This window comes from Bradyrhizobium sp. cir1 (assembly GCF_014198245.1).
Lineage (GTDB): Bacteria > Pseudomonadota > Alphaproteobacteria > Rhizobiales > Xanthobacteraceae > Bradyrhizobium.
Window position 1 is genome coordinate 119,931 of record NZ_JACIHE010000005.1, and the last position, 22,204, is coordinate 142,134.

Here is a 22,204-nt window from a genome sequence, read left to right on the forward strand (position 1 = left end):
AGACGGCGTTCAAGAGGGCGGGATAGGCGCCTTTTCGGCGCTCCCGCCCCTTGATTTGCAGCACTTCGCGCCCAGCCCTCCCAACCATGACGCTGCTCTCGATCCCGTCCAACCCCGTTCCCGAAAACGTCGTCAGCGGCACCATCAAGACCCCCGATGGCGCCGAGCTGCGCTACGCGCGTTGGGCGCCGCCGGCGAACCGCAAGGGCACGGTCTGCGTCTTCACCGGGCGCAGCGAGCAGATCGAGAAATATTTCGAGACCGTGCGCGACCTGCGCGATCGCGGCTTTGCGGTGGCGATGATCGACTGGCGCGGGCAGGGCCATTCCTCGCGGCGGCTGCGCGATCCGCGCAAGGGCTATGTGCGCGACTTCTCCGATTTCGAGATCGACGTCGAGACCTTCGTGCAGCAGGTGGTGCTGCCGGATTGTCCGCCACCCTTCTTCGCGCTCGCCCACTCCATGGGCGGCACGGTGATGCTGCGGGTCGCGCATGCCGGCAAGCGCTGGTTCGACCGCATGGTGCTGTCGGCGCCGATGATCGACCTGCCCGGCCGCGCCACCTCCTGGCCGGCGCGGACACTCCTGAGGACGATGCGCCTGATGGGAATGGGCGGCCGCTATGTGCCCGGGGGCAGCGACCGCATCACCGGGCTCGACCCCTTCATCAACAATCCCCTCACCAGCGATCCCGTCCGCTTTGCGCGCAACGCCGCGATCCTGGAGGAAGATCCGACGCTCGGGCTGGCGTCACCGACGGTCGCGTGGGCCGACACCGCCTTCCGCGCGATGCACACCTTCAAGGGCATGAACTACCCCTCCGAGATCCGTCAGCCGATCCTGATGCTGGCGGCCTCCAACGACACCGTGGTCTCGACCGCGGCAATCGAGGAGTTCGCCTACCATTTGCGTGCCGGCTCGCATCTCGTGATCGCAGGCTCCAAGCACGAGATCCTGCAGGAGCAGGACCGCTACCGCTCCCAGTTCTGGGCCGCCTTCGACGCCTTCGTGCCGGGCACGCCGCTGTTTAAGTGAACTGCATCCGCAAGGGCGGGGCGCTCCCTCGCCCCGTTCTTACGGGGAGAGGGGTGGGGTGAGGGGCCTCTCTCCGCAGATGAGATTTCCGGGAGACCTGTACCCCCTCACCCGGATCGCAAGAGCGATCCGACCTCTCCCCGCAAGCGGGGCGAGGTAAGAAAATCGCTACAGCGTCTTCAGATACTCGATCAGGTCGTAGCGCTCCTGCTCCTTGAGCACGCGGCCGATGGTGCCGTCCTTGCCGGGGCCCGGCGTGCCGTCGAACGAGTGGCCGGCATTGCTGTTGCCGTACATGTCGGTGCCATCAGACGCGCGCGTCGAGAAGCGCGACTGCCCGGTCTTGCAGCTCTCGCCGTCGGCGACCGCGAAGCCGACCTGCTTCGGATCGTAGTCGCGGCCGCCCCCCATGCAGAACGATTTCGGGCGCTCGGCCGCGGGGCTCAGCATCCAGTAGAGCGAGGGCACCGATCCGTTGTGCAGGTAAGGCGCGGTGGCCCAGACGCCATTGAGCGGCCGCGCGCGATACCAGGGACCCGGCTCGTTCTTCTCGGCCGGCTGCGGACCGGGATTCGGGCAGTTCTTGCGCTTGCCCCACCAGGCCTGCTGAACCTTCGGGTCGATCTTGGCATCGTCCATCGCCTTGCGGGCGACGATGTCGACGAGCACCATCAGGCCGAGCGAATATGGCATGTCGGTCGAAGAAACATCCGGCAGATTGCAATTCCACCAGGCATTGAGGTTCTGCGTGGGATCGAGCTTGAGAAAGCCCGGCACCTGAACCGTGCGCGTCGCCAGCACGCTGGCCTGAGCGGGATCGGTGCCCATGCCTTTGGCGCTCTTCTGGACTTCGTTCAGGAATTTGTCATCGCCGATGGTTTCCCACCGTGACGAGGACCAGATGCTCTGTTGCGGAAATTCGGTGTCGAACTTGGAATCGTTGACCGGACCGAGATGGCATTCGACGCAGATCTCCGCATACAGCTTGCGGCCGCGTTTGACGCGCTCGTCATCGATCTTCCAGGCGGCGTCGCCGAAGATGTCCGACGGCCATTTCGGCGATGTCAGTCCGGAGAGCTGCTTTTTCGGATAGGGCGCCGACCCCTTCAGCAGATCCTCGATCCAGTTCAGATTCTTGACGTCCATCGACGAGCGGAACAGCCTGTCCTTGGGCGTATTGTCGGACAGGTTGAGCAGCGCGGTCACGCCCAGCGCTTCGCCGGCGTTGCGGATCAGCGGCTGTTCGATGGACGCGTCGTATTGCGCGTATTTGAGCCAGGGCACGGTCCAGATCGGCGGGAAGCTGACCGGCGCGTCCTTGGCATGCAGATTCTTCTCGAAGCCGCTGAGGCCGCTGAGCGTCATGTCCTGGGAGAAGACCTGGTTGCCGATGCGGTTGAGCGCATCGAGGCGGCCATAACCTTCCTCGGTGTCCTGCTGCGGCTCCTCCCGCTTCGTCTTCTCGTTGAACCTCGTCTTGCCGTTGATGGTCTTCGCGTAGGTCTTCTCCCAGTCGACCAGGAACGTGCCGATCGCACTCAGCTTCTGCTTCAGCGCATCGCGGTCCGCATCGCTGGCGGAAGGGCCGAGCACGCGGTCGGCGAAACGCGTGAAGCGACCCGGCACGTAGAGCGTGTAGGCGATCGACAGACCGGTCGTGACCTCGAGCTTCCTGAGGTCCGTCATCGCCGGGCCGCCGTCGAAACGGATGTCGATGCCCTTGTAGTGGATCTGGCCGGTGTGGCAGGCGGCGCAGGTCAGGCCGATCCGGTCCTCGCCGACCTGGCCGGTCGCGGGATCGGGTACGCCGGTCATGCGCGCAAAGCCGACGGGCAGGCCATCGACGTTCTCAGTCTGGGCACCCCAGTTGACCGGCGGATTCCAGAGTCGCGCCGGCACCGGCTTCGTCTTGTCGTAGACGTTGGCATAGCCGAACCGGCGCAGCGTGGCGTCGTCGGTGTTGATCGTCTGCGGGCTCGGGATGAAGCCAAAGCGCTGCAGATGGTCGCTGTCATGCAGCATCCCGGGCTTTGCGAAGAAATGGAGCCGCGGCTGCTCGAGCGCCATGAACCAGCTATAGGGCACCGGGAAGGTCGCGGTGCCCTGGCTGGCGTGATGAAACCAGTGCCGGTCCTCCAGCGCCCAGTTCTGCTCGAGCCAGTACGCGGCCCGGGGTTCGACTTGCGCGGGTAATGGCGGCGCCACCAGGTCCCCGAGGATGCCGGGCAGCATCGGCTGGAATTGATCGGGAAAGCGCAGCGCCACGACGCCGAAGACGAGCAGCGCGGTGACGAGCCCGCCGGCAGCGCGCAAGATCAGCGAGGGCGGAGTGACCGGCTGGCTCACGACCCGGTGGGTGATCCTGTCAGGGAATTTGCGCTCGTCGAACAATGTCCTCACCTCGGCCACGCTGAGATAGCGGTCGTCACCCTGACCCTTGCCCATGATCTTGAGCAGGATCGGCCATTCGAACTTCATCAGGATCGGGTAGTACCAGCGCGATTGCTTGCCCGCGCGCTTGAGGTTGTCGTCCATGAAGGTCTGGATTTGCGAGGCGTTGAGCCCGACCTCGCTGCCGCCTTCGGGATCGGCATAGGTGTCGCCGAAACTGGCGAGCCGCGCGATCTCGTCCTCGTTGACGCGCCCGTCGACGCCGAGGATGCGCGAGCCGGCACCGAGCTTGTCGAGCGGGCCGCCGCGCAGCCTATTGAGCTGCGCGCCCCAGAAGATGCTTTGCAGGATGTGACAGGCGCCGTTGGCGATCAGCGCGACGCCGCGGACCTGGATGCGGGCCGAGGTCTTCTTCAGCCCCGTCTCGCCGCTTGCGTTCGCGATGGTCTGTGACAGCGTCCGGAGCGGCACGGTCCCGCCATCGACAAAACCTTCGCCGACGAGGCCGCGCAGGAATGGACAGGGATTGTTCGGCGAGACCTGGATCGAGGGGTCGAAGGGCGGCTTCGAAGCGCGGTCATGCATGGCCCAAATCCTGAAAACAGCGAATCGCAAAAAAAGGACGCGCCATCAAGCGCGGAAAGTCCTAACAAACCGACAGCAGATATACTACTTCAGCGTGTGATGAAGTGTGGCTGATTTCACTGTCCTGTCAACAACGGCGGGCGCGGGCAGCTTGCCGCGAAGGGGCTGCCGTTCAGGACTCGGCGGCCCGTTTGACGCCGCTCTGAACCAGCGTCAGCTTTCCGAGCGGCACGCCCGCCTTCAGCAGCCCCTCGCGGTAATGGGCGATGTCCTCGGGCCGCTTCCAGTGGAAATTGCGCAGGTGCCTGTCGACGTTCAGCGCTGGATAGTTTGCCATCAGCACGCGGGCGGCTTCGCTCGCCTCGTCGCTTCGCCCCAGTTGCGCCAGCGCCGCGGCGCGGATCGCCAGCGCCTGCATGTGGTTCGGGTTGATGTAGAGCTGCTCGCGGGCCCACGACAGGGTCGCGTCATATTGTCGTAGGAGATAATGGCTGAAGGCGTTCAGCGCGGCCCATTGGTAGCGCGGGTCGCTGTTGTCGCGCTGCGAGGCCATCGAGAATAGCTCGATCGCCTCGCGGTGCTCGCCGATGATGAAATGGCAGATGCCGAGCACGCCGCGCGCGCCGTTGTCGTAGGGGTTGAGGGCGACCGCACGCTTGGCGGCGTCCATCGCGGCCTCGTAATGGCCTTCCATGCCGTGAGCCCAGGACAGGATCGAGAACGCGAAGGAGGACCGCGGGTCGAGTCGGACGCTGGTCTCGGCGAGATGCATCGCCTCGGCCCACATCTCCCGCGTGCCCTTGACCCAGCCGAACTGGATGCTCTGGATCTGGATCGTGGCGAGATAGGCATGCGCGATCGACAGCTTGGGATCGAGCTGGATGGCCTCGCGGAACAGGTCAACGGCGACGGCCAGATCTTCCTTGGTCTGCCGGTAGTAATGGGACAGTCCCTTGAGGAAGCGGTCCCAGGCGGTGACATCGGTCGAGAGCCGCGCCGGCGCCGAGGCTTCCGCTCGGACGATCTCGGTGGCGATGGCGGCGGACAGATTGGTGGTGATCTCGTCCTGCATCGCGAACAGGTCGCCGATGTCGCGGTCGTAACGCCCGGTCCAGAGCTGCTCGCCGGTCTCCGGCGCAATAAGCTCGGCCGTGACGCGGATCTTGGCGCCGGCGCGCCGCACCGATCCCTGGATCAGATAGGTGGCGTCGATCTCGCGCGCGATCAGGCGCGTGCTCAAATTCTTGCCCTTGAAGGCGAAGGTCGAGTTGCGGCTCAGCACGCGATAGAAGGATTGCAGCGACAGCGCGTGGATCAGATCCTCGGTGAGGCCGTCGGAGAAATATTCGTCCTGGGCGTCGCTGAGATTGGCGAAGGGCAGCACGCCGACGATCGCCGTGCGATACTGCTGCGAGAGGGCGGTTGCCTCCCGGAGTTCGGGCGCGAGCGCCGGCGCTCCCTCGGGCGTCCAGGTAAAGACCCCGATCGCGTCCTTGATGTTCTTGAAGCGGTGGTTGCCGGCATCGGTCAGCGGCACGGTGAGATGCTTGCTCGCTTCCCGATAGGCCTTGGCCGAGATGGCGAAGCCGCCGGGGCTCGCCACGGATTCGAGGCGGACGGCGATGTTGACATCGTCACCGAAGACCTCGTCCTCGTCGGCGATGACGTCGCCCATATGGATGCCGAGCCGGAACTGCATGGCGCGATCGGCCGGCAGATGGTGGTTGCGCTCCGCCATCAGCGTCTGCATCGCGATCGCCGCCTCGGCGGCGCCGACGATCGATGCGAACTCCAGCAGGAAGCCGTCGCCGGTGTTCTTCACGACGCGGCCGCCGTGATTGAGGATGATGGGGTGAATCGCGGCGCGATGGGCCTTGAAGGCGGCATGGGTGCCGGCTTCGTCGCTACCCATCATACGCGAATAGCCGGCGACATCGGCGCAGACGATGGCAGCCAGACGTCTTTCCATATCCTCGGAGCTCCAAGGGAGGGGGGACCGGCCACGGCGTGGCAGTCGCCTCGAATCCCGCATTTCAAGAACCCTTCCTTTATAAAGCAGATGCGGCCGAGGGATAGTATGATCCGCATTGCAAATTCGACGTAAATCCTACGCAATCCCGGCGGTGGACGGGGGGATGCGAACCGACTAAGCCCGCCCCGGAGGGCCGTGGGGGCTGGCGGGGGATCTCAAATGCTGGGCATTCACGAAATCTGGCTGTTCATCCTGTCGGGCGTGCTGCTCAACATCACGCCGGGGCCGGATTCGGTCTATGTGATCGGCCGCAGCATGCAGATGGGCTGGCGGGGCGGGGCCGCCGCCGCTTTCGGCATCAGTTGCGGTTGTTTTTTCCATGTCGCGGGCGCGGCGATCGGGCTTTCGGCCCTGCTGATGGCCTCGTCGACCGCCTTCTCGGTCCTGAAGCTGGTCGGGGCGGCCTATCTGGTCGTCACCGGCCTACAGATGCTGTGGTCACGCCCCGTACTGACGGCGGTCCGGGACCAGGGCGAGCGCAGCTCGCTGCGCCGGGTCTTCCTCCAGGGCGTCTTCACCAATGCGCTCAATCCCAAGGTCGCGCTGTTCTTCCTGGCCTTCCTGCCGCAATTCGTCGCAGCCGATGCGCCGCATAAACCGCTCGCCTTCCTGATGCTCGGCCTGATTTTCATCTCTACGGGGACGCTGTGGTGCCTGGTGCTCGCCGCGTTCGCGGCCAGGGCCGCCAACCGGCTGCGGCAGTCCGAGGGCGCGATCGCCTGGATCAACCGCGCGCTCGGCGGCCTCTTCATCTATCTCGGCGTCCGCGTCGCCATGCTGGAGACGCGGTAGCTCATTCGAACGAATGACATGAGGCTGCGTAGGGTGGGTTAGCCTCGCGGCTGCGCGAAGCGCAGTCGCAAGGCGTAACCCACCTCTTCTGTCTCTGCGGATACGAACAGTGGTGGGTTACGCTGCGCTAACCCACCCTACTACGGTCTTCTCTCAGGCGAACTCCTTCGCAAGCGCGCTGCCGGCCAGATAGAGGCCGAGCAGGATCATCGCGATCAGGAACCAGCGGCGAAATGCTTCCGCCGGCATCCGCGCCCGCACCAATTGGCCGATGAACATGCCGGCAAAGGCCATGGCAAGGCCTACCGCGCCCGGCACGGCATTGGCGGGCGTCAGCAATCCGCCGGCGGTGAGGTTGAAGGCGAGCGCCAGCGTCGCGGTGGTGAAGAACACGCCGAGCGCCTGCACCAGTTCGTCCTTCTCCATGCCGATCGCCTGCATGAACGGCATCGAGGGGATCACCTGCACGCCTGTCGAGGCCGAGATCACGCCGGTGACGATGCCGACCACGGCGCCGACCCACTTTTCGTTCTCAGGCGCGACGCGGAACTGGAATTTGTTCAGGCCGATCACCGCGTAAATGACGAGCAGGGCGCCGAGCACGATGGTGCCGTAACGCGCATGGGGGCCGCTCAGTGCGCCGGCATTGAGCCAGCAGCCGATCACGGTGCCGATCATCAGCGGCCACAGCCGCCGCAGGATGTCGCGCAAATGAGGGCCGACGAAGGTCTGCCAGATATTGGTGACGATGGCCGGCACGATCACGATGGCGATGGCGCGGCTCGGTGCCATGTTCACCGCGAGCAGGCCCATGGACACGGTCGGAAGTCCGAGTCCGATCACGCCCTTGACGAATCCGGCCATCAGGAACACGGCGGCAATGATGATGAGAAGCGGGTCGATCATGTCAGGCACATTGACCGATGCAGCGATCAGGCACAATCTGGAGGTTACGGAGTCAGCCTTCGCCAGTTACGAAGGCTAGAGCACGATCCGGAAAAGTGTGGAGCGGTTTTCCGAAAGATCGTGCTCTATCAACAAGGTTGGAGAGACCTGCCATGCGTTTCGACCTCGTCGATCTCCAGCTCTTCATCGCGGTCGCCGACCAGCGCAGCATCACCCGCGGCGCCGAGCGCTCGAACCTGGCGCTGGCCTCGGCCAGCGCGCGCATCAAGGGCTTCGAGGACGCGCTCGGCGTTGCGCTGCTCAAGCGCGGGCGCCGTGGCGTCGAGTTGACCGCGGCCGGCGAGAGTCTGCTCGATCATGCCAGGCTCGTGATCCACCAGATCGACGCCATGCGCGGCGATCTCGCCGGCTTTGCCAGCGGCGTGCGCGCCAGCGTGCATTTCCTCGTCAACACCTCTGGCCTGTCGGAGCACCTGCCGAAGGCACTGGCCGGATTCCTGCACGAGCATCGCGATATCGCCGTCGACATCGAGGAGCGCGAGAGCACCGACATCGCGGCCGCGATCACCGCGGGGGCAGCGGATCTCGGCTTCGCCGCCGAGCACGCGCTGCCCGACCATATCGAGCGCTTCGTGTTCAGCGAGGATCACCTGACATTGGTGACGTCGCGGCGCGGCCCGTTCGCCGGCCGCCGCCAGATCGATTTTCAGGAGGCGGGTTCCTGCGACTTCGTCGGGCTGACCAGCGCCACCGCGCTCCAGATGCACATTTCGAAGCACGCCGCCCGGCTCGGCATGCGCCCGCATTACCGCGCGCGCCTGCGCGACTTCGACGCGATCTGCCAGATGGTCGCCGCCGACGTTGGCATCGCGCTGGTGCCGATATCCGCCGCCCGCCGCTGCGCCAGGCTGATGCCGCTCGCCATGGTCCGCCTGCGCGATACCTGGGCCAATCGTCGTCTCGTGATTTGCGCCCGCAGCTTCAAGACGCTGCCGCGGCCGGCGAAGATGCTGGTGGAGCATCTCAGGGCAGAGGCGGTGTGAGATGCCGCCGCGAGCTCTGCTCCCTCCCTTTTTTTGCGGAGGAGGCAAGAGGGCCGATGAAAAAGTCGTCTCGAAGTGCCCTTGCGATCGATGGACAATGTCCTGAGAGACCACACCTAGAGCATGATCCGGAAAAGTGTGCCGCGGTTTTTCCGAAAAGATCATGCTCAAACAATAACCTAAAGCGCGATGGCGATTCATCCTGATCCCATCGCGCTTTAGGCCGAGACCGCCGGAGAACACGACAGCCGTGAGGGATTGCTCCGGGCCCAAGGCAGGGCTATCGCAGATGGCTCCTTGGTGACGACCAGAGCAAGCGCCTCGTCCTTCGAGACGACCGCTCGGCGGTCTCCTCAGGATGAGGCTAAGCAGCATTTGCCCCGTTGAAATTGCCGCCGCGCACTCCGCCCTCATCCTGAGGGCCCGCCATCGGCGGGCGTCTCGAAGGATCGGCTGCGGGCGAGCTATCCGCCACGCTTTTTCATATGCGATAGCCTTGGGGCCCAAGGCGCGGCTCAGTGCAGGGGGCAGCTAGCTCAGGCACAGCTTCGAGGAGCCGGCCTGATCACCGGTATCCTCTGTAACGGCGTGCATAGGCATAACGAGGATTGATGCCGCAATAGGCATTCGTCCCCGACGCGCTCGCCATGCACTGGCCATAGCTCGCGAACTGGCAGTTGCCGGGATAGCCCCAAATGCGGCCCTGAAGGCAATAGCGGTCCTGGGCCAGGGCGGCTGTCGAGGAGCCGAAGCTCGTCACGATCGCAACGGCGGCGGCAGCTATGAGCAAATGATGTTTCATCCGACTCTCCAATCTCGACATTGAACGCCTGCTTCGAAGCGGCGTTCCAAAATGCCCGCACGCTTGCCATATGAGCGTTCGGCGAGGTCGAACGCTGATGGCGTGTGAACGGCCGACCTTTTGATCTTGGACTGCTTTACTTCGCCGTCTCCACCCCCGCGTCCTTGATCACCTTCGCCCACTTCTTCGTCTCGTCGGCGATGAACTGACGAAAATGCTCCGGCTCGTCGCCGACCAGCGTCGCGCCTTGCTGGCTAAGCTTCTCCTTCACCGCCGGATCCGCCATGGCGTTGGTCGCCAGTGCATGCAGCGCCGTGACGATCTCCTTCGGCGTGCCCTTCGGTGCAACCATGCCGTACCAGTTCTCGATGCGCAGATCGGCAAAGCCCGCTTCCGCCGTGGTCGGCACCTCGGGCGCGGTCGGGGCGCGCTCGACTGAACCGACCGCGATCGGCTTCAACGCGCCGGCCTTGACCTGCGGCAGCAGCACGGGAAGATCGAGGAAGGTCATCTGCACCTGCTGGCCGAGGAGATCGTTCACAGCAGGCGCGGCGCCGCGATAGGGCACGTGCACGATGTCGATCTTGGCCGTCAGCTTGAACAATTCGCCGGCGAGGTGCGGCAGGCTGCCGGGTCCGGAGGAGGCGAAGTTGAGCTTTCCCGGCTGCGCTTTGGCCAGCGCGATCAGCTCGCCGATGTCCTTGGCGGGCACATTGGTGGCGACCACCAGCATTTCCGGCACGGTCGCAACCAGCGTCACCGGCGTGAGGTCGATCTGGGCATCGTAGGCGACCCGCTCCATGCTTGGGCTGATCGCGAGCGCGCCGGCCGAGGAGATCGCGATGGTGTAGCCGTCAGGCGGGGCCTTTGAGACCGCATCGGTGCCGAGCACGCCGCCCTGGCCGCCGCGATTGTCGATCAGCACCGGCTGCCCCGATAGTTCCGACATGCGCTGGCCGATCACCCGCGCAATGATGTCGTTGGGCCCGCCGGCCGGGAAGGGGACGATCAGCTTGATCGGCTTTGCGGGAAAATTCTGCGCCGACGCCAATGACGGCAGCAGCAGGAACAATCCCAAAAACGATCCAAAGAACAATTCAACGAGCAGCCTGCGTGAGACGGTCATGCAAGCCCTCCGCTCGCGTTGTTATTGGTTGAGCAGCCTCAAGGCTTCTTCGTGAACTCTTGCGTCGCCCGCGGCAATAATGCGGCCGCCGCCCTGCGCCGGCTTGCCTTCCCAGGTGGTGACGACGCCGCCAGCGCCGGTCACGATCGGGATCAGCGCCGCGATGTCGTAAGGCTTCAGCTCGGTCTCGACCACAAGGTCGACATGGCCTGCCGCCAGCATGCAATAAGAGTAGCAGTCGCCGCCATAGCGCGACAGCCGCGCGCCTTGCTCGATGCGGCCGAAGATGGCGCGGTCGCGCTCATTCATCAGCAGTGGCGAGGTGGTGTAGGTCGTCGCCTCCGCAAGCGAGGCGCAGCGGCGGACCTGGAGCCGGCGCTCGCCGGAGGGGCCCTTGTAATTGGCCGAGCCGCTGTCGCCGGAAAAGCGCTCGCCGATGAAGGGCTGGTGCATCATGCCGTACACCGGCGTGCCCTTGTGCAGCAGCGCGATCAGCGTGCCCCAGATCGGGAAGCCGCCGATGAAGGATTTGGTGCCGTCGATGGGGTCGAGCACCCAGACATAGTCGGCGTCCTCGCGCTCGTTGCCGAATTCCTCGCCGACGATGCCGTGCTGGGGGAAGCTCGCCTTGATCAGCCGCCGCATCACCGCCTCGGCGGCGCGATCGGCCTCCGTCACGGGGTCGAAATCCTTGGTCTTGCTCTTGTCGTCGATCGACAGCGAGGTGCGGAAGAACGGCAGGATGGTTTCGCCGGAGGCGGTGGCGAGCCGTCCGATGAAAGCGGAGAAGTCGATCACCGTCACGGTGAGTTCCTCAAAGCGAAAGTCAGTGTGAAGCTCGCTCCTGCCTAGCTCAAATCGCCTCCCGCGTGCAGCGCTGTCTTGATTTGCACCCTGGTATTTTGGATGCCGGAGGTGGCTGCCCCAGGTCAGTCATATGCTGGCCAAATATCGATCACTGAGTTGAAAACTTAGTTCCGAACATGCCTTGTTCGTATGCAAATGACTATCAACCCATTGAATTTCCTTATCAAAGGAACTGAATCCAGGTTTCTCTTAAAGCAATTGAGCCATGTGCGTATTGCATGGGAATCCGCTCAAAAGCCCTTGCACTTTGTGCGGCGCGGCCGCATATTGTTGCGGTGCGGTAGCGCTCTGCGTTACCGCTGCCCTCCTTGGGCGTTTCCTCCCTAGACTTGGGCCGCTTCTTCATCAGAAGCGGCCCTTTTTCTGTGGGCCTCTGTTTTCATTTCAAGGCGCACAACGGTGCAAAGCGCAAGCGCGCTCGCGCCCGATGCGCGCGCCGGGAGCGCGCGAAGAAAAAGCTGTCGTCTATTCCGCCGCGGCCTGGAACGGGCCGAGATCTCCGAATGGGATCGTGGTGGCCAGCATGTCGGCGAGCACCCCGAAGTCGGAGGCGACTTGCGCAAAGCGCGGGCTGCGCTCGCGCCGCCGCTCGTCCATGTAGATCGCGCGGTTGAGCTCGAGCTGCACCGCGTGCAGGCCGCTTGCGGGGTTGCCGTAATGCTCGGTGATGAAGCCGCCGGCGTAGGGCTTGTTGCGGCCGATCGAATAGCCGAGCCCGCCCATGGTCTCCTCGACCCTGTCGGGCAGAAGCGGCGTGCAGCTGGTGCCGTAGCGGTCGCCGATCACGACGTCGGGCCGGCGCGGCTCGTCCCTGCTCACGCCGACCGAGGGCATCGAATGGCAATCGACCAGCACCACGGTGCCGAACATCTGGTGCACCTTGTTGATGAGCCGGCGCAGTGCGCGATGATAGGGCTTGTAGAGCGTCTCGATCCGCCCCAGCGCATCGTCGACCAGGATGCGCTCGCGATAGATCTCCTGGCCGTCCCCGACCACGCGCGGAATGGTGCCGAGGCCGCCGGCGACCCGCATCGAGCGGGTGTTGGCAAAGCTCGGCAGGCGCCCGCTGAACATGCGGGGGTCGAGCTCATAGGGCTCGCGGTTCACGTCGACATAGGAGCGCGGAAAGTTGACCCGCACGGTCGGAAAGCCGCGCGCGCTCAAATGGCCGATCAGCTCGTCCATGAACGAGTCTTCCGAGCGCCGCAGCGTCGGCAGGTCGATCCTGGATGCGGCGAGAAATTCGTCCGGATAGGTCGAGCCGGAATGGGGCGAGTTGAAGATGACAGGCGCGCGCCATTCGGCGGGCTCCACGATCTCGAAGGCTGGCGACAGCTCGCCGTCAAACCGGGTCATCTTCTCAGGCTTCGTCCCATACTGAGGCTTCGCCCCCTTTGGCGCCGCACGATCCGGCATGGCCCCGGATCGAATGATTCGGCCGGTCGAGCGGCTCTTATGTGTCGTCATTGTCCGGAATCGCAACCATTCTGCCAAGCGAAAAGATGTGATGGACGCTGGAACATGTCTTAACCCTGCGGGCATCGGGGCGGGGACCGGTTCGTCCGGCTCGATTGATTCGGAGCCCGTTCGGGTTCACAAGGAGCCGGCAGCGCGTGCTGCCGAGGGTAAAGATTTTCACCCCAAATTTACCCTCTGTCGGGCTAACTGACCTCTGCTGATATCCTCTGGGGATTCGACGTTTCCTGCCATGCCAAAGATCCTGCTCGCCGAAGACGACAACGACATGCGCCGTTTCCTGGTCAAGGCGCTGGAAAACGCCGGTTTTCAGGTCTCGTCCCATGACAACGGCATGGCTGCCTATCAGCGGCTGCGGGAAGAGCCGTTCGAGATGCTGCTGACCGACATCGTGATGCCGGAGATGGACGGCATCGAGCTTGCCCGCCGGGCCTCGGAACTCGACCCCGACATCAAGATCATGTTCATCACCGGCTTCGCCGCGGTCGCCCTGAACTCGGATTCGGACGCCCCCAAGAACGCCAAGGTGCTGTCCAAGCCCGTTCACTTGCGCGAATTGGTCAGCGAAGTGAACAAGATGCTGGCGGCCTAAATCGGCCCCGTTCCGTCCTTGCGCCGGGTCCCCTGAGCCGTTATAGGGACCCCACCGATGAAATGACCTCTAGGGCACGTAGCTCAGCGGGAGAGCACTACCTTGACATGGTAGGGGTCACAGGTTCGATCCCTGTCGTGCCCACCATCTTCTTCAACGACTTAGGCGCCCCGCGCCTGCGGCCTGAAGGGGTGGTTTCCACGAAATTTCCACGAGGGCCCATTTCGGTGCGGGCTGCCCCGTCCAGATCAGGCTGGCTGCCCAAATGCGGGCGCTCGGTTTCCAGTTCTCTGGAGAGGGATGCCGAAGCATAGCCTCGCTTCCCCCACGTTACTCCGAAGGTAACGCAGAAGGCTGCGTGCTCTATCCCGATCATCGCTTCGGCCTGAGCCATCACTGGTGCGCACAATGCGGCTGGAGATGCGGCAGCGCATCTTAGGGACGCTCTTCATTTGATCTCCAGCGAAGCCCTTCTTTGCTCGTTCCTGAAGATCGTTGACCTACGTCAAGCTGAACCAAAATCGAGACTGCTAATGTGGCTTATCCGAAAACGGCGGTGCGGCTATGATTTGGTGCCTGAAATGGTTGATGATTGCCGGCCTTGCCGCTGGATTTGCGGGTGCGGCTCAGGCCGAAGACGTCGACATCGGTAAGTCGGAATTTCAGTCTTCGTGCGCGAGCTGTCATGGTGTTGATGGAAAGGGCAAAGGGCCCGTCAGCGGGCAGCTTAAGGTATCGCCCTCAGATTTGACGGTGCTGGCCAAGAACAACAACGGCGTCTTTCCAACGAACGCTGTGTATGAAACCATCTATGGATCGAAGGCCCTTCCCGCTCATGGCACTCGTGAAATGCCAATTTGGGGGGAGCGGTTCAATCCCATTGTCAACTTGCCTCACTATGTTGATCCCTACTATTGGAACAAGGCTGGACCGGAGCAAAGCCCGGAAGTTGTCGTACGAACACGCATCCTGGCTGTTATCGATTATCTGAATCGTATTCAGCACGAGTAGCAACCAACGAACAGCTTTGTTGACGAGAAGCCGCCGCGCCAAGTCAGGAGCGTATCGAGCTTGGCTTGTCATCCCGGGGGTAATCGATCTTGTCCAGCGCGAGAAGCAGCGACGCGACGCGGTTCGCCGACGCAGCCCATTCCGCCAGACGTGGATAGTTGTCCGTGAACCAGCTGCAGGCGCTCTGGACTACGACGAACGCCGCTGCCGCCTGAACGACCTCGCCGAGGAGCATCGTGCCGGCAACGTATTTCGGCGTGCAGAGCAGTAACCCGATCACCGGTGTCAGCAGCGAATTGGTGTGGGTAATGACTGTCAGGCGCATGAGCTGCCAGCAATAATCCAGCCACGCGGCAATCACGGCCTTGAGGGCGGGGCGAATGGTGCGGATTCCATCCTCGCCTTCCGGTCCGGGCGCCACGCCCTCTCCACGTTCGCGCACATGGGTCCCGATGGCCCTCAACTGGGCTTCAGCCCGCTTGTTCTCCTCCAGCACGTGCGTCAGCCGGCGGCCGATCAGCATCGTTGTGGCCGCCACGACGATCGAATAGATGACGACCGCGACCACCAGATACCCTGGGATGGTCACAGCGAGGCTCGCTGCTTCTATCGTGAGGTTGCCTCCAACCACCCAGAGGATGCCGATAAAGGTGGCTGCAGTCAGCACGGAGGCGACAAGCCCGAGAATGAGGTCGACCGGGAGGTCCGTTGCCAGCCTGCCGTCCTCGGCGATCCGATATTCGGGCGCCTGATAGTCTCCCGCCACGAAGTTCAGTCGCACGAAGCGATTCCGCTCCAGCCAGTAGCGGTAGAGCTCGTCGCTGAGCCACGCCCTCCATGTCCTCTGCAGCGTCATCCGCCCCCATACCGAGAAGACGGCGAGGGACAGGCTGGCCGCGGCGAGCGGGATGAATCGCATCGCCTGGTTCAGGAGCTCCTTGCCGTCCTTGCGCTCGACGGCGTTGAAGAAATCGCGGTTCCAGAAGTTCAGCGAATACTGCGTCAGCAATTGCAGAAGCACCGTCGCAATGAGCAGCACGGTGAGGAGCCATGCCCAGCCTGCCGACTTGCCAGCCCAGAAGCCGCGAGCGCCTCTCCAGAAGCGGAGCAGCAACTTCCGTTCGCCAGGCGATCGGTATCCGACGCTGCTAGGCATGGTAGCCGGCAATAGCTGTTATGGTCACACCCGCTGCGAGGCGATGAACGTCAGCTCCTAGGCAAAGCTCCGTTCCGGGATTGAGCAGCGCCGCCGAGCCGCCGGCAACACCATAGCGCAGGGCAGTATCGAGGGTGTCGCCACTGGCCAGGCTCGACACCATTGCCCCAAGGAAGCTGTCGCCGGCCCCCGAGACGCTGACGGGCTCGATGGGAAGGCCATTCGCACGCAAGGCGATGTCGCGCGTCAGGAGCAAGGCCCCGCCGGGGCCCATGGAGAGCGCAATGATCTCGATGCGATAGCGGTCGAGCAGGCGCCGACCGGCCTCCAAAAGCGAAGGCTCGTCGGCGCAGCTGATCCCGGCGAGCTCCTGAAACTCCCGAAGATTGGGCTTGATGAGATAGACACCCGCGTCCAGCGCGGATTTGAGCGAAGCACCGGATGTATCCACGATGACCTTGGCGGTCCCTTTCGACGCTCGAGCGACCTTGCCGTAGAAATCAGCCGGTGCCCCGGGGGGCAGGCTGCCACTTGCGATGACGAACGCTGCCTGCGGACTGACGCGCGAAATTGCGTCGAGGCACTGCTGCCACTCAAACTCCTTGAGGAAGGCGCCCGGGAACACCAGTCGAAACTGCTCCCGGCTTGTCTCGTCGAAAACGGTGATGTCTTCGCGGGTGTCGTGCGATGTCGGGATCACGATGCTGCGCACGAACTCGCGTTCAACCAGCGCAGCCAGGGTCTGCCCGGTTGCGCCGCCGGCGGGATAGATTGCGGTCGCTTCAAGGCCGAGCCGATTTAGGACTCGGGCCACATTGATTCCGCCTCCGCCGGGATCGCGCCGAGCCTCGGCGCAGCGCATTTTCGTGTAGGGCACCATCTTCTTGACCGAGGTCGAGATATCGACAGCCGGATTGATGGTCAGGGTCACGATTTCGAGTTGCGGTATCTCAGCCAAGGCCTTCGACCTCCATCAGGTTGCGAAGGCCGACGAACGCGACGTCGTCATCCAGAATGAGACAGGCTGGTATCGGTTCAAGGAATTTCGGAGCCTCCCCGAAGTTGCTTTCATCATGGCTGCATCGCCCTGATCAGCCCGGCATACCAGCCGAAAGACGATTTCGGGGTTCGCTGCAGCGACGCATAGTCAATGTATGTCAGGCCGAACCTGATGCTGTATCCGGAGTCCCATTCGAAGTTGTCGAGCAGCGACCAGACGAAATAGCCACGAACATCGACGCCGCCGGAAGCGGCTTCGTTCATCGCGTCGATATAGGCCTTCAAGAACTCAATCCGGCCCGGGTCGAACACCGCACCAGTCTGGTCGGGCTGGCCGTAGTCGCCGTAGCCATTCTCGAGTACGTAGATAGGGAGGCCATACCGTGCGTGTACATCCCGCAGCGTCTGACTGAAAGCGTCGGGATCGATCGGCCATCCAATCGGGGTCAAGGGAACGGTGGGCGGCTTGTCGCCAAAATCGTAGCCCAGCATCGAATCCGCACGCGCCTTCACGTAGACCGGGCTGTAGTGGTTCAGTCCAAACCAGTCGAGCGGGCGGCAAATCCGCGTCAGGTCACCTGCCTGCATATGCGGTTCGATCGCCGCGCGCATCGATAGCGGATACTCGCCGCGGCATTGCGGATCCGGGAAGGCCGCATTCCAGTACACATCGAGGCGTGCTGCGGCCGCGGCATCGGCTTCGCTTGTACTGGAAGGCCGGCATGGCTGCCGATTATGGATACAGCCAATTGACGCGTTGATCACGTTAGCACGGAGCACATCCACCGCCGCCCCGTGTGCGAGATTGATGTTGTGGATCATGCGGTGGAGCATGTCCTCGCTGCTGCGATCCCGCTTGCCGAGCGAACGGCTGAACAGGCTGAACATCGACGGCTCGTTGAATGTCGCAAAGCGCTTGATCCGGTCGCCAAAGCGCGCCGCGATCAGAGCCGCATAGTCGGCGAACCACACGGCCGACTCCCGATTGAGCCAGCCGCCGCGCTCCTCCAGGGCCTGGGGCAGGTCCCAATGATACAGGCACAGCCACGGTTCGATACCGGCGGCCAAGAGCTCGTTGATCAGCCGGTCATAGAATGAAAGGCCGGCCTCGTTGGCGGATCCGCGTCCCAGCGGCAGAACGCGTGGCCAGGCAACCGAGAACCGGTACGCCCGCACGCCCAGTGTCTTCATGAGGCCGACATCTTCGCGGTAGCGATGATAGTGATCACATGCGACGTCGCCGGTATCGTGGTTCTTGATTGCACCGGTCCGACAATAGACGTCCCAAATGCTTGGTCGGCGCCCGTCCTCCTGCGTTGCCCCTTCGATCTGGAAGCTGGAGGTGGAAACGCCCCAGATAAAATCGGGGCGCAGGCTGGCGGTGTTCGGCAGTTGCGTTGTCGGCATGGACGACCTGCTTGGTCCTGCCCGATCAGCGACCGGGCTGCGCGGTCAGATCTCAGGCGCGTTGTCTTCCTGCGATATTGGTAGTCATGCTGGTTCCAGGTGGTATTGAGATAAGTCAAGAAGCCAGAGCCGGGCCGTGCGAGGATTAAATCCTGGACTATTGCTGGGGGTCCGCGCTTGCGAAGAACGAAATGGGGAGGGGTGGTCGACGAAGGCCTCAGCGGAAGCGGTTTCTTCCGCGTTGCCGAGTTCGACGGTGTGTTCTGGCTCGTCGATCCTGATGGCGGCCGATTTCTCTCGAAGGGGGTCAATACGGTCCGCTTCGATCAGGATCGCATCGGCGGGACGGAGCGTGTGCCTTACGCCGAGGCTTGCCGCGCCAAGTACGGCAGCCTGGGGATCTGGCGCGCCGCTGCGTCCGACCGGCTGGCAAGCTGGCAATTCAACACGGTCGGCTGCTGGTCAGACGAACTCGTCGCCAGTTCGGGATCACATTTGCTGGCAAGTGCGCCGACCGCTGAGCTCGGTGCGTCCTTCCGCTTGCACCGGCGCGATCAGATCTTTCCGGATGTCTTCGATCCCGAATTCTGGGAGCATATCCGTGCAAGCGCCGATCAACGTTGCAGGCATCGGCGCAATGATCCCGGCTTGCTCGGCACCTTCATCGACAACGAACTCTACTGGTCACCCGACTGGCGCGGGACCGACGAGCTGCTGACGCTATTTTTGAACTTGCCGTCTCATCGTCCGGGCAGGGTTGCCGCCATCTCGGGCCTGCAGGCGCACTATCGAGAATTTGCTCAATTCAATGCGGTATGGCGCACGCAGGCGCGATCTTGGGAGGAGCTCGGCAGGATCGAACATGTCGTGGCGCCGTTTGTCAGACTCCGGCCCTGCGCCTTGAACGATGCGCTCGAGACCAAGGCCAACCTGGCAGATCCCGCCCGCGAGGCCTTCTCGGCAGATTGCGATGCCTTCGTGGCCGTCGTGGCCGACAAGTATTTCGAACTGGGCGTCTCGGCAATCAAGGCGGCCGATCCCAACCATCTCGTGATCGGGTCCCGGTTCGGCTATCAGCCATTGGTAGGCGTAATCGCCGCGGCCGGTCGCCATCTCGATGTGATCTCCTTCAATTGCTACGAGTTCGACCCCGGTCCGGCCATCGATGCTTATGCCACAACCGGAAAGCCAAGCCTGATTTCCGAATTCTCCTTCCGCGGTGACGACTCAGGCTTGCCAAATACCAGCGGGGCGGGGCCACGGCTGGCCACTCAGCTCGACCGTGCCCGGGCTTTCGAGGGGTATGTCGCGGCAGCTCTCAGCAAGCCGAATGTAGTCGGCTACCATTGGTTCGAGCATGCCGATCAGCCAGCGCAGGGGCGTTTTGACGGCGAAAACTCGAACTTTGGCACGGTGACCATCGACGACCAGGTCTATGACGAGCTGACGAAGGCGATGACCAGGGTCAACGCCGCGGCTGAGCGTATCCATGCCGCAGCCGTTCCAGCTGCAATCTGATCGTTAAAGGAACGGAAGGCGTCACGCCGCGGATTTCTGCTGATTGGTCTCGGCGTCGGACACCACGGCCATGGTGCGGAACACGCTCGAGGGATTGACGCTGATCGAATCGATGCCGAGCCCGGTCAAGTATCGTGCGATCTCCGGATAGTTCGCAGGCGCTTCGCCGCAGATGCCGATATGGCGACCGTTGCGCTTGGCGCCGACCACCGCCTGCCGGAACATCTCCAGCATTCCCGGGTCGCGTTCGTCGAAGTCGAAGGCCACGATATCGGAATCCCGGTCGACCCCCAGGGTGAGCTGGGTGAGATCGTTGGAGCCGATCGAAAAGCCGTCGAACAGCTCTGCAAACGCATCGATCTGGATGACGTTGTTCGGGATCTCGCACATGACGTAGATCTCGAGATCGTCTTCACCGCGCTTTAGTCCATTGGCTGCCATCGTCGCGATCACGCGGCGACCTTCCGCGACGGTTCGGCAGAATGGGACCATGACACGCAGATTGGAGAGGCCCATCTCCTTCCGCACCAAGCGGAGGGCTGCGCACTCGAGAGCAAACCCTTCGGTGTAGGCGGGATGGCTGTAGCGGGAAGCGCCCCGGAATCCCAGCATCGGATTCTCCTCTTTGGGCTCGAAGCCTTCCCCGCCGATCAGTCTGGCATACTCATTGGTCTTGAAATCGGAAAGCCGCACGATCACCGGCTTCGGATAGAAAGCCGCCGCGATGGTGCCGACGCCTTCCGCCAATCGTTGAACAAAGAAGTCGGCGGGACTCTTGAAGTCCCGGACCAGGCGGGCGATCTCGGCCCGCGCCCTGGCTGACTTGATCTTGTCCTGCTGCAGCAATGCCATCGGGTGAACGCGGATATGTTCACTGATGATGAATTCCATCCGGGCGAGACCGACGCCGGCTTGTGGCTGCATCGCCGTGCGGAACGCCATTTCCGGCGTTCCGACATTCACCATTATGGCCGTGCGCGGCTGCCGAAGCTCGCTCACGGATGTCTTGGTCACGTCAAACGCAACCTTCCCCTGATAGACGCTTCCGACGTCGCCTTCGGCGCAAGAGATCGTGACTTCAGTTCCAGTCTTGATCCTTTCCGTCGCGAGCGTGGCCCCCACCACGGCGGGAATACCCAGCTCTCGGGCCACGATCGCCGCGTGGCAAGTGCGACCGCCCTTATCGGTGACGATGCCGGCGGCGATCTTCATGACCGGTTCCCAATCGGGACTTGTGGCCGGCGCCACCAGGATCTCGCCCGGTTTGAAAGCCGCGAGATCGCGCCCGGACACGACGCGGCGCGCACGTCCTGAAGCGATCTTCTCTCCCACCGCTCGACCGTGGACGATGACCGAACCTCGTTCCTTCAAATTGTACGTCTCGTAGACGTCTGCGGAACGCCGCGACGCGACCGTCTCGGGTCGGGCCTGAATGATATAGAGCTGTCCGTCGGCGCCGTCCTTGGCCCATTCGATATCCATCGGCGTCGGGACGCCGGCGTGTTTCGAATAGTGAGCTTCGATCCGGACCGCGATCTCGGCAAGGCTCAGCACCTCGGGGTCCGAGATGCAGTATTTCTGGCGTTCGGCTTCCGGGACCTTGCGGGTGAGCGTTGCATGATCGCCGCCCCGTTTGCCGTAGATCATGCGTATCTGCTTGGCGCCTAGCCGGCGCCGCAGCACCCGGCGATATCCCTGGCTCAGCGTCGGCTTGTGGACGTAGAACTCGTCCGGATCGACCTGACCTTGCACGATGGTCTCGCCGAGACCGTAGCACCCAGTGACGAAGACGACATCACGAAAGCCGGATTCGGTATCGAGCGTGAAGACGACGCCGCTGGCCGCCAGATCGGATCGCACCATTTTCATCACGGCAACAGAAAGCGCGACCTTGAAGTGATCGAAGCCGTTATCGATGCGATAGGAGATCGCGCGGTCAGTGAAAATGGACGCAAAGCAGCGCCGGCAGGCCTCGAACAAATCCTTCGGGCCGCGCACATTGAGAAAGCTTTCGTGCTGGCCTGCGAAGCTCGCTGTCGGCAGATCCTCAGCGGTCGCAGAGCTGCGCACGGCGACGGCAACCCCGGTCCCAGATTCGCGTTCGAGTTGCCGATACGCTCCCACGACCTGCTCGCGAAGGAGGGGCGTGTCCATCGCCTTGTATACGGTCGCGCGTGCCTTGGCCGCCTTGCTGGCGAGCTGCCTGATGTTGCTCTTGTCGATCCCGTCGAGGAGCTGATGCAACTCGTCCGCAACGTTGTCGCGCGACAACGCTTCGCGATAAGCGTCGGCCGTGATCGCGAAGCCGTTGGGGACGGCGATTCCTTGCGAGGCGAGGACAGAATACAGTTCGCCGAGCGAGGCGGTCTTGCCGCCGACCAAATTGACGTCGGCCAAACCGATTTCAAGAAACGATCTGATATGTCCGGTCATGCAAACAGCAGATCACGGGATGGCGTTTCTCGCT

The 22,204-nt window shown here is 63.2% G+C and carries 17 protein-coding genes and 1 tRNA gene; 7 read left to right on the plus strand and 11 right to left on the minus strand.

The genetic code is table 11. From position 1 onward, the window contains the following. The first annotated feature begins 86 nt into the window (after window positions 1-86). Window positions 87-1,034 (plus strand): alpha/beta fold hydrolase, encoded by a 948-nt coding sequence (locus tag GGD63_RS13270; protein WP_183242573.1) that lies wholly within the window; start codon window positions 87-89, stop codon window positions 1,032-1,034. A gap of 168 nt (window positions 1,035-1,202) precedes the next feature. On the opposite strand, the gene GGD63_RS13275 is transcribed toward GGD63_RS13270, so the two are convergent. Both GGD63_RS13275 and GGD63_RS13280 read right to left on the minus strand, forming a co-directional pair. After that, window positions 1,203-4,010 (minus strand): di-heme-cytochrome C peroxidase, encoded by a 2,808-nt coding sequence (locus GGD63_RS13275; protein ID WP_183242575.1) that lies wholly within the window; start codon window positions 4,008-4,010, stop codon window positions 1,203-1,205. Window positions 4,011-4,182: 172 nt separating this feature from the next. Then, window positions 4,183-5,979: an adenylate/guanylate cyclase domain-containing protein gene (locus GGD63_RS13280; RefSeq protein WP_183242577.1), complete on the minus strand. Its 1,797-nt coding sequence runs from the start codon at window positions 5,977-5,979 to the stop codon at window positions 4,183-4,185. A 222-nt stretch (window positions 5,980-6,201) separates the two neighbouring features. Between GGD63_RS13280 and GGD63_RS13285 the strand changes: the two genes are divergently transcribed. Then, window positions 6,202-6,834 (plus strand): LysE family translocator, encoded by a 633-nt coding sequence (locus GGD63_RS13285; protein ID WP_183242579.1) that lies wholly within the window; start codon window positions 6,202-6,204, stop codon window positions 6,832-6,834. 153 nt (window positions 6,835-6,987) lie between these two features. Here GGD63_RS13285 and GGD63_RS13290 read toward each other — a convergent pair whose 3' ends face one another. Then, window positions 6,988-7,740 (minus strand): sulfite exporter TauE/SafE family protein, encoded by a 753-nt coding sequence (locus tag GGD63_RS13290; RefSeq protein ID WP_183242581.1) that lies wholly within the window; start codon window positions 7,738-7,740, stop codon window positions 6,988-6,990. A 152-nt stretch (window positions 7,741-7,892) separates the two neighbouring features. On the opposite strand from GGD63_RS13290, the gene GGD63_RS13295 reads away from it, so the two are divergent. Continuing rightward, window positions 7,893-8,783 (plus strand): LysR substrate-binding domain-containing protein, encoded by an 891-nt coding sequence (locus tag GGD63_RS13295; protein WP_183242583.1) that lies wholly within the window; start codon window positions 7,893-7,895, stop codon window positions 8,781-8,783. A gap of 565 nt (window positions 8,784-9,348) precedes the next feature. Here the strand turns inward: GGD63_RS13295 and GGD63_RS13300 are convergent. The 4 genes from GGD63_RS13300 to GGD63_RS13315 all read right to left on the minus strand — a co-directional run bounded on the left by GGD63_RS13300 (window position 9,349) and on the right by GGD63_RS13315 (window position 12,934). Then, entirely contained in the window at window positions 9,349-9,585 is a 237-nt protein-coding gene (locus GGD63_RS13300; protein ID WP_183242585.1) for a DUF3551 domain-containing protein, read from the minus strand. Window positions 9,586-9,721: 136 nt separating this feature from the next. Continuing rightward, entirely contained in the window at window positions 9,722-10,711 is a 990-nt protein-coding gene (locus GGD63_RS13305) for a tripartite tricarboxylate transporter substrate binding protein (protein ID WP_183242587.1), read from the minus strand. 21 nt (window positions 10,712-10,732) lie between these two features. After that, window positions 10,733-11,515: a histidinol-phosphatase gene (hisN, locus tag GGD63_RS13310; protein ID WP_183242589.1), complete on the minus strand. Its 783-nt coding sequence runs from the start codon at window positions 11,513-11,515 to the stop codon at window positions 10,733-10,735. Between the two features lie 528 nt (window positions 11,516-12,043). Continuing rightward, window positions 12,044-12,934, minus strand: a complete 891-nt coding sequence (locus GGD63_RS13315; RefSeq protein WP_183242591.1) for an N-formylglutamate amidohydrolase — start codon at window positions 12,932-12,934, stop codon at window positions 12,044-12,046. Window positions 12,935-13,286: 352 nt separating this feature from the next. On the opposite strand from GGD63_RS13315, the gene cpdR reads away from it, so the two are divergent. The 3 genes from cpdR (at window position 13,287) to GGD63_RS13330 (ending at window position 14,657) form a co-directional block, all read left to right on the plus strand. After that, window positions 13,287-13,646 (plus strand): cell cycle two-component system response regulator CpdR, encoded by a 360-nt coding sequence (gene cpdR / locus GGD63_RS13320; RefSeq protein ID WP_007597092.1) that lies wholly within the window; start codon window positions 13,287-13,289, stop codon window positions 13,644-13,646. 72 nt (window positions 13,647-13,718) lie between these two features. Further along, window positions 13,719-13,793, plus strand: a tRNA-Val gene (locus tag GGD63_RS13325). Window positions 13,794-14,234: 441 nt separating this feature from the next. Continuing rightward, complete coding sequence (locus GGD63_RS13330) at window positions 14,235-14,657, plus strand: c-type cytochrome (RefSeq protein WP_246785465.1); 423 nt, start codon at window positions 14,235-14,237, stop codon at window positions 14,655-14,657. A gap of 43 nt (window positions 14,658-14,700) precedes the next feature. Here GGD63_RS13330 and GGD63_RS13335 read toward each other — a convergent pair whose 3' ends face one another. The 3 genes from GGD63_RS13335 to GGD63_RS13345 form a co-directional block, all read right to left on the minus strand. Continuing rightward, a complete protein-coding gene (locus tag GGD63_RS13335) occupies window positions 14,701-15,771 on the minus strand; it encodes an SbmA/BacA-like family transporter (protein WP_246785466.1) in 1,071 nt (356 codons plus the stop codon). Window positions 15,772-15,805: 34 nt separating this feature from the next. Beyond that, on the minus strand, window positions 15,806-16,771 hold the full coding sequence (locus GGD63_RS13340; protein ID WP_183242597.1) for a 1-phosphofructokinase family hexose kinase: 966 nt from the start codon (window positions 16,769-16,771) through the stop codon (window positions 15,806-15,808). A gap of 113 nt (window positions 16,772-16,884) precedes the next feature. After that, on the minus strand, window positions 16,885-18,219 hold the full coding sequence (locus tag GGD63_RS13345) for a GH1 family beta-glucosidase (RefSeq protein ID WP_183242599.1): 1,335 nt from the start codon (window positions 18,217-18,219) through the stop codon (window positions 16,885-16,887). A gap of 201 nt (window positions 18,220-18,420) precedes the next feature. Here GGD63_RS13345 and GGD63_RS13350 point away from each other — a divergent pair, with 201 nt between their 5' ends. Next, window positions 18,421-19,737, plus strand: coding sequence for an agarase (locus GGD63_RS13350; RefSeq protein WP_312013202.1), 1,317 nt, complete (start codon window positions 18,421-18,423; stop codon window positions 19,735-19,737). A gap of 21 nt (window positions 19,738-19,758) precedes the next feature. On the opposite strand, the gene ppsA is transcribed toward GGD63_RS13350, so the two are convergent. Continuing rightward, entirely contained in the window at window positions 19,759-22,170 is a 2,412-nt protein-coding gene (ppsA, locus tag GGD63_RS13355; protein WP_183242604.1) for a phosphoenolpyruvate synthase, read from the minus strand. Window positions 22,171-22,204 lie beyond the last annotated feature (34 nt).